The 7,250-nt window shown below is 72.5% G+C and carries 7 protein-coding genes; all 7 read left to right on the top strand.

The window, feature by feature from the left end; translation table 11 throughout:
- Nucleotides 1-310 precede the first annotated feature (310 nt).
- Nucleotides 311-1,114: an aldose 1-epimerase gene (locus tag K6I34_RS27700; RefSeq protein WP_229329865.1), complete on the top strand. Its 804-nt coding sequence runs from the start codon at nucleotides 311-313 to the stop codon at nucleotides 1,112-1,114.
- 25 nt (nucleotides 1,115-1,139) lie between these two features.
- Nucleotides 1,140-1,679, top strand: coding sequence for an orotate phosphoribosyltransferase (gene pyrE / locus K6I34_RS27695; RefSeq protein ID WP_229329863.1), 540 nt, complete (start codon nucleotides 1,140-1,142; stop codon nucleotides 1,677-1,679).
- 214 nt (nucleotides 1,680-1,893) lie between these two features.
- Complete coding sequence (fbaA, locus tag K6I34_RS27690; protein WP_229329861.1) at nucleotides 1,894-2,916, top strand: class II fructose-bisphosphate aldolase; 1,023 nt, start codon at nucleotides 1,894-1,896, stop codon at nucleotides 2,914-2,916.
- Between the two features lie 121 nt (nucleotides 2,917-3,037).
- Complete coding sequence (locus tag K6I34_RS27685) at nucleotides 3,038-4,549, top strand: MFS transporter (protein ID WP_229329859.1); 1,512 nt, start codon at nucleotides 3,038-3,040, stop codon at nucleotides 4,547-4,549.
- A gap of 160 nt (nucleotides 4,550-4,709) precedes the next feature.
- Nucleotides 4,710-5,123, top strand: a complete 414-nt coding sequence (locus K6I34_RS27680; RefSeq protein WP_229329857.1) for a DUF3151 domain-containing protein — start codon at nucleotides 4,710-4,712, stop codon at nucleotides 5,121-5,123.
- Nucleotides 5,124-5,306: 183 nt separating this feature from the next.
- Complete coding sequence (locus K6I34_RS27675) at nucleotides 5,307-6,176, top strand: tryptophan 2,3-dioxygenase family protein (RefSeq protein ID WP_229329856.1); 870 nt, start codon at nucleotides 5,307-5,309, stop codon at nucleotides 6,174-6,176.
- Nucleotides 6,169-7,250 (top strand): aminotransferase class V-fold PLP-dependent enzyme (locus K6I34_RS27670; RefSeq protein WP_374231035.1); only part of this gene is annotated, 1,082 nt, incomplete at its 3' end. The genes K6I34_RS27675 and K6I34_RS27670, both read left to right, overlap by 8 nt.

The following is a 7,250-nucleotide window of genomic DNA, read 5'->3' as shown; positions in this document are numbered from 1 at the left end:
CCCCCAGACTCCGTCCGGGGGGACCCCCAGCCCCTAGCGGAACGCATGCCCACAACCAGGTGGAAGGAGGGGCGCGGGGAACTGCGCGAGGAACCCCCACCGGGCCGCAGTCGCGCGACGGCGCCGGTGGTCGAGCTCGTAGGCGGCTTTTGAGGGGCGCGGCGAATTGCGTGACCAGCCCCCACCGACCACAGCCGCGTGCAGCGCAAGACGCACCCCGGTAGGCGCAGGGGCCCCGGGGGCGGAGCCCCCAGGACATGACGCACCCGGGTGCCCACGCCGAGGGTCCTCCGCCCCGTAGTGTCGGTGCGTGAGCACCGACAACACGCATCAGGTCCACCTCAACGCCGGCCCCGCCGAGTTGACCGTGGATCCCGGCAACGGCTGCCGGATCAGCAGCCTCCGTATCGCGGGGAACGAGCTCCTCCGGGAAGGCGCCCGCTACGGCGCCTTCCCGATGGTCCCGTGGTGCGGCCGTATCGAGCTGGGGCAGTTCCGCAACGGCGGCGAGCGGCTCCAGATGCCCATCAATTCCGCCCCGCACGCGATCCACGGCACCGGCCGTGACACCGCCTGGAACACCGTCAGGGCGACGGACACCACTGCCGCGTTCACCTACGAGCTCGGGGACCCCTGGCCGTACGACGGCCGGGTCACGCAGCTGGTGGAGCTGACGGCGGACTCCGTCACGCTGACCATGGGGGTCGAGGCGAGTGACACGTCCTTCCCGGCGCAGGCGGGCTGGCACCCCTGGTTCCGGCGCAACCTCGGCACGGGGGAGGACGTACGGCTCGACTTCGACGCGGAGTGGCAGGAGGAGCGCGGTGACGACCACCTCCCCACCGGCCGCCGGATCGCCCCGCTCCCGGGCCCCTGGGACGACTGCTTCGGCATGCCCGACGGGGTGGACGTCACCCTGACCTGGCCCGGCGCGCTGGAGCTCAAGGTCACCAGCCGTGCCGAGTGGGTCGTGGTCTACGACGAGCAGGCGGAGGCCGTGTGCGTGGAGCCGCAGTCCGGACCTCCGAACGGCCTCAACACGCTGCCGCGCCTCGTCACGCCGATCGACCCCCTGGAGATCTCGACGACCTGGACCTGGCGCGCGCTGGCCTGAGCCCGGCTGGCCTAAGCTCATCGGCATGAGCGAAGCGCGTGACGCCCTGCTGCAGCAGATCAAGGACAAGGCCGTGGTGCACGGCAAGGTGACCCTCTCCTCCGGCAAGGAGGCCGACTACTACATCGACCTGCGCCGGATCACCCTGGACGCCGAGGCGGCGCCCCTGGTCGGCCAGGTGATGCTGGACGCCACGGCGGACCTGGACTTCGACGCCGTGGGCGGGCTCACCCTGGGCGCGGACCCGGTCGCCGCCTCGATGCTGCACGCCGCCGCCGCGCGCGGCCGCAAGCTCGACGCGTTCGTCGTCCGCAAGGCGCAGAAGACGCACGGCATGCAGCGCCGTATCGAGGGCCCGGACATCAAGGGCCGCCGCGTCCTGGTGGTCGAGGACACCTCGACCACCGGCGGCTCCCCGCTGACCGCCGTCGAGGCCGCGCGCGAGGCGGGCGCCGAGGTCGTCGCCGTGGCGACGATCGTCGACCGCGGTGCCGAGTCGGCCATCGAGGGCGCGGGCCTGCGCTATGTGACGGGCTACTCCCTGGGCGACCTGGACCTGGCCTGACCGGCCTGACCGGCCTGACCGTCTGACCTGCTGTTTTCGCCACGGCGAAAGAGGAAGGCGCGTTGTTTCACGTGAAACGGCGCGCCTTCCCATATAAGCGCGCTGATCATCATGTGGAGTAATTCGGGGAGTCTGGGAAGATGGGGGCGACGGTGACCGTCGCCCCCTAGGTCAGGGCCCCGTATACGCACCCGCACATCACAAGGAGCGGACAATGCCCATCGCAACTCCCGAGGTCTACAACGAGATGCTCGACCGGGCGAAGGCAGGCAAGTTCGCCTACCCGGCCATCAATGTGACCTCGACGCAGACTCTGCACGCCGCGCTGCGCGGTTTCGCCGAGGCGGAGAGCGACGGCATCATCCAGATCTCCACCGGTGGCGCGGAGTTCCTGGGCGGCCAGTACAGCAAGGACATGGTCTCGGGCGCCGTCGCGCTCGCCGAGTTCGCGCACGTGGTCGCCAAGAAGTACCCGGTGAACATCGCGCTGCACACCGACCACTGCCCGAAGGACAAGCTGGACGGCTACGTCCGCCCGCTGCTGGACATCTCCGCCGAGCGCGTCGCCAAGGGCCAGAACCCGCTCTTCCAGTCGCACATGTGGGACGGCTCCGCCGAGTCCCTCGCCGACAACCTGGCCATCGGCCAGGAGCTGCTGGCCAAGGCCGCCGCCGCCAAGATCATCCTCGAGGTCGAGATCACCCCGACCGGTGGCGAGGAGGACGGTGTCAGCCACGAGATCAACGACGAGCTCTACACCACCGTCGAGGACGCCCTGCGCACCGCCGAGGCCCTGGGCCTGGGCGAGAAGGGCCGCTACCTGCTGGCCGCCTCCTTCGGCAACGTCCACGGCGTCTACAAGCCGGGCAACGTCGTGCTCCGTCCCGAGCTGCTCAAGGACCTGCAGGAGGGCGTCGCCGCCAAGTACGGCAAGGCCAGCCCGTTCGACTTCGTCTTCCACGGCGGTTCCGGCTCCACCCAGCAGGAGATCGCGACCGCGCTGGAGAACGGCGTCGTGAAGATGAACCTCGACACGGACACCCAGTACGCCTTCACCCGTCCGGTCGCGGCCCACATGTTCAAGAACTACGACGGCGTCCTGAAGGTCGACGGCGAGGTCGGCGAGAAGAAGACCTACGACCCGCGCACCTGGGGCAAGCTGGCCGAGGCGGGCATGGCCGAGCGCGTCACCAAGGCGTGCGCCGACCTGCGCTCCACGGGCACCAAGCTGCAGTAAGGGCCTCCCGGGCCTCCCGGTTCTGCGACAGGGCCCCGCACCGCCGACGTCCGGCGGTGCGGGGCCCTCGCGTTTCCCGGTTCCGGATGCCGGGCGGGCGCGGGCGCGCGATGATCCGGGCATGAGCGACGCATCCGCGGACACGAGCGCATCCGCGGCGGACTCGCCCGCCGTACGGCTGGGGACGCGCACCGGACGGGCCGTCCTGCTCACGGCCGTGCTCGGGTCCGGGATGGCGATGCTCGACGGCACCGTCGTCAATGTGGCGCTGCCCCACATCGGCCGGGACCTCAACGCCGACCTGGCCGTCCTCCAGTGGACGGTCAACGCGTACATGCTCACCCTCGCCGGGCTGATCCTGCTGGGCGGGGCGCTCGGCGACCGCTTCGGGCGGCGGCGGATCTTCGTGCTGGGGGTGGTGTGGTTCGCGCTCGCGTCGCTGCTGTGCGGGGTGGCACCGGACGCGGGAGTGCTGATCGCCGCGCGGGCGCTGCAGGGCGTGGGCGGGGCGCTGCTCACGCCCGGGTCGCTCGCCCTGATCCAGGCGGTCTTCCACCCGGACGACCGGGCCGGCGCGGTGGGCGCGTGGTCGGGGCTCGGCGGGGTGGCCGCGGCGGTCGGGCCGTTCGTGGGCGGCTGGCTGGTGGACGGGCCGGGCTGGCGCTGGGTGTTCCTGATCAACCTGCCCGTGGCGGCCGTGTGCGTGCCCGTGGCCCTGCGGCACGTCCCGGAGACCCGGGATCCGCGTTCCCACGGGCGGTTCGACGTCCTCGGCGCGGTGCTGGGCGCGCTGGCGCTCGCCGCGGTGACGTACGCCCTGATCGCCGCGCCCGAGAAGGGGTTCTCGCCCTGGGTGGTCGGCCCGGCGGTGGCCGGGGTGCTGCTGGGCGTGGCGTTCTGGAAGGTGGAGAAACGGCGGGCGGAACCGATGCTGCCGCCGGGGATCTTCGCGAACCGCATGTTCTCGTCGGTCAACGCCGTGACGGTGTGCGTCTACGCCGCCTTCAGCGGCTTCTTCTTCCTCGCCGTGCTCCAGCTCCAGGTGGTCGTGGGCTGGTCCGCGCTGGTGGCGGGCACCGCGCTGCTGCCCACGACGATCCTCATGCTGCTGCTGTCCGCGCGCTCCGGCCGCATCGCGGAGGGCACCGGACCGCGGCTCCCGCTGACCGTCGGCCCGCTGTTGTGCGCGGCCGGGATGCTGCTGATGACGCGGGTGGGCCCGGGCGCCGTGTACTGGCGGGACGTGCTCCCGGCTCTGGTGCTGCTCGGCATGGGCATGGTGGTGCTGGTCGCCCCGCTCACCTCCACCGTCCTCGCCTCGGTCGACGTCGCCCGCGCGGGCCTGGCCAGCGGTATCAACAACGCGGCGGCCCGCGCGGCGGGCCTGATCGCGGTGGCCGCGCTGCCGCTGCTGGCGGGCATGGAGAGCGGCACGTACCGCGACCCCGCGGCGTTCTCGGAGGCGTTCCGGCGCTCCATGCTCTACTGCGCCGGGGTGCTGGTCCTGGGCTCCGTACTGGCCTTGTGGGCGATCCGGCGGGTGCGGCGGCCTGTCTGCCACCCAGAGACGCCGTACCACTGCGGGGTGGAGGCACCGCCGCTCGACCCGGGGGACGAGACGACGTCGTCGTGACGGTTCCTGTATGCCGGGTGCGCCTACCAGGTTGCCTCGTGAGGTCCGTGTGCGGCTGCAGGTTGCGTCGTGGCTGGTCGCGCAGTTCCCCGCGCCCCTTACGGGGCTCCGCGCCACGGGGCCGCACCGCACAGCGCAGCGACGCGGCACACTGGGGTGCATGTCCATTCACGAGAACCTGCTCGGGGGCCCGCCCCCGACCCACCTGCCCGACGACCCCGAGCCGCGCGAGCTGCTCGCCTCCGGCGCCGCACCCGCCGAGGTCGCGGCCAAGTACCCGGCCTCCTCGCTGGCGTGGGCACAGCTCGCCGACGACGCCTACGAGGCCGGTCGCGTGGTCGAGTCCTATGCGTACGCCCGCACCGGTTACCACCGCGGTCTGGACGCCCTGCGCCGCAACGGCTGGAAGGGCCACGGCCCGGTGCCCTTCGAGCACGAGCCGAACCGCGGCTTCCTGCGCGCGCTGCACGCGCTCGCGCGGGCCGCGCAGGCGATCGGTGAGCAGGAGGAGTACGAGCGCTGCTCGACGTTCCTGCGCGACAGCTCCCCGACGGCGGCCAACACCCTCGGCTGACCCGGGAACCGACCGGAACGCCCCGCCCGGAGCGGGGCGTTCCGTCTGTGCGGAGAGTTATCCACAGGCCTTGCCCCGGCGGCGCGCGGGACGCACGATGTCTGGCAGGGGACCGGGGCTCCGAGGCCGACGGGAAAGGGGCGGACCGCTACCCGGAAGCACCGTGCAGCCGAGGAGAGCGCGATGTCGCAGCCGCAGCCACCCCACCCGCGCACCGCCCGGGCGACCCTCACGGCGTCCCCGGACCAGGAGCCGTTCCTGGACTTCGAGGGCACCACACCCTACGAGGACTACGTCCGGGCCTCCGTGCTCGGCCGCCTCCAGGAGCCGCTGTCCGACGATCCGGGCGAGATGGTCTTCCTGGTCACCACCCAGGTGATGGAGCTGTGGTTCACCGTCCTCGCGCACGAGTGGCGCACCGCCGCGCGGGCCCTCCGGCGGGACGACGTCGCGACGGCGATGGCCGCGCTCAAGCGCTCCGCGTACGAGCTGGAGTCCCTCAACGCCTCGTGGCGGCCGATAGCGCACCTGACGCCAAGTCAGTTCAATGCGTACCGGGGAGCGTTGGGGGAGGCGTCCGGCTTCCAGTCGGTGGCGTACCGCCGCCTGGAATTCCTGCTCGGTGAGAAGTCCACGGCCATGCTGGTGCCCTACCGCGGCGCGCCCCGTGAGCTGGCGGAGCTGGAGGAGGCGCTGCGCGAGCCGAGCCTGTACGACGAGGCGCTGCGCCACCTCGCCCGCCGCGGCCACGCGATACCCGAGGCCGTGCTCGGCCGTGACGTGACCGTCGCCTACGTCCCCGACCCCGGCGTGGAGCGGGTCTGGCAGCGGATCTACGAGGGCCCGCAGCACGGCGACGAGTGCGCGCTGGGCGAGAGCCTCACCGAGGTCGCCGAGCTGGTCTGGCGCTGGCGCAACGACCACCTTGTCGCCACCCGCCGGGCCATGGGCGCGAAGAAGGGCACGGGCGGCTCCTCAGGAGTGGCGTGGCTGGAGAAGCGAGTGACGAAGCACGTGTTCCCGGAGCTGTGGACGGCGCGCAGCCATGTCTGAGATGAATGAGGAGACGAGGGGCGAGCTCGCCCGCGAGGCCGCCGCGCTCGATGAGGCCGACGTGCTGCGCGCCAAGCGCGCGGCGTTCGCGCTCGACGACGACACCGTCTACCTGGACGGCAACTCTCTCGGCGCGCTGCCCACCACCGTCTCCGCCCGCCTCGCGGAGGTCGTCGGCCACGAGTGGGGACGGCTGCGGATCCGCGCCTGGGACGAGGCGGGCTGGTGGGCCTCGCCCGAGCGGATCGGCGACCGCGTCGGCGGACTCGTCGGGGCCGCGCCCGGCCAGGTCGTCGTCGGCGACTCGACGAGCGTCAATGTCTTCAAGGCGGTCGTGGCCGCCGTCCGCATGGCCCGGGAGCGGTCGGCGGACCGCGACGAGATCCTTGTCGACGCGGCGACGTTCCCCACCGACGGCTATATCGCCGAGTCCGCCGCGCGGCTGACGGGCTGCCGGATACGTGCCGTGGCCGCCGGGGAGATGGCCGGGGAGATGGCCGGAGTGGCGGGGGAGCGCACCGCCGTCGCGCTCGTCAACCACGTCGACTACCGCACGGGCCGCCTCCACGACCTGCCCGGCACGACCGCCGCCGCGCACGCCGCCGGGGCGCTCGTCGTGTGGGACCTCTGCCACAGCGCGGGTGCCCTCCCCGTCGAACTCGACGCGCATGGCGTGGACTTCGCGGTCGGCTGCACCTACAAGTACCTCAACGGCGGGCCCGGCTCGCCCGCGTACCTCTACGTCCGCCGCGAGCACCAGCCCCGCTTCGACTCGCCGCTGCCCGGCTGGAACTCGCACAGCGAGCCGTTCGCGATGTCCCCCGCTTACGCGCCCGCCGACGGCGCGACGCGCGGCCGGGTCGGCACCCCCGAAGTCCTCTCCTTACTCGCCCTCGACACCGCGCTCGACGTATGGGACGACGTCGACATCACGGCCGTACGCGCCAAGAGCCTCGCCCTGACGGACTTCTTCCTCCGCTGCGTCGAGGAGTACGTGCCGCGGGGACGCGTCGAGAGCGTGACGCCCGCGGCGCGTGCGGAGCGGGGGAGCCAGGTGGGGTTGCGGTGTTCCGG

The sequence above is a fragment of the Streptomyces sp. UNOC14_S4 genome, assembly GCF_020740835.1.
Lineage (GTDB): Bacteria > Actinomycetota > Actinomycetes > Streptomycetales > Streptomycetaceae > Streptomyces.
Note: the sequence above shows the minus strand (reverse complement) of the source record. Positions and strands in the feature narration are given on the sequence as shown.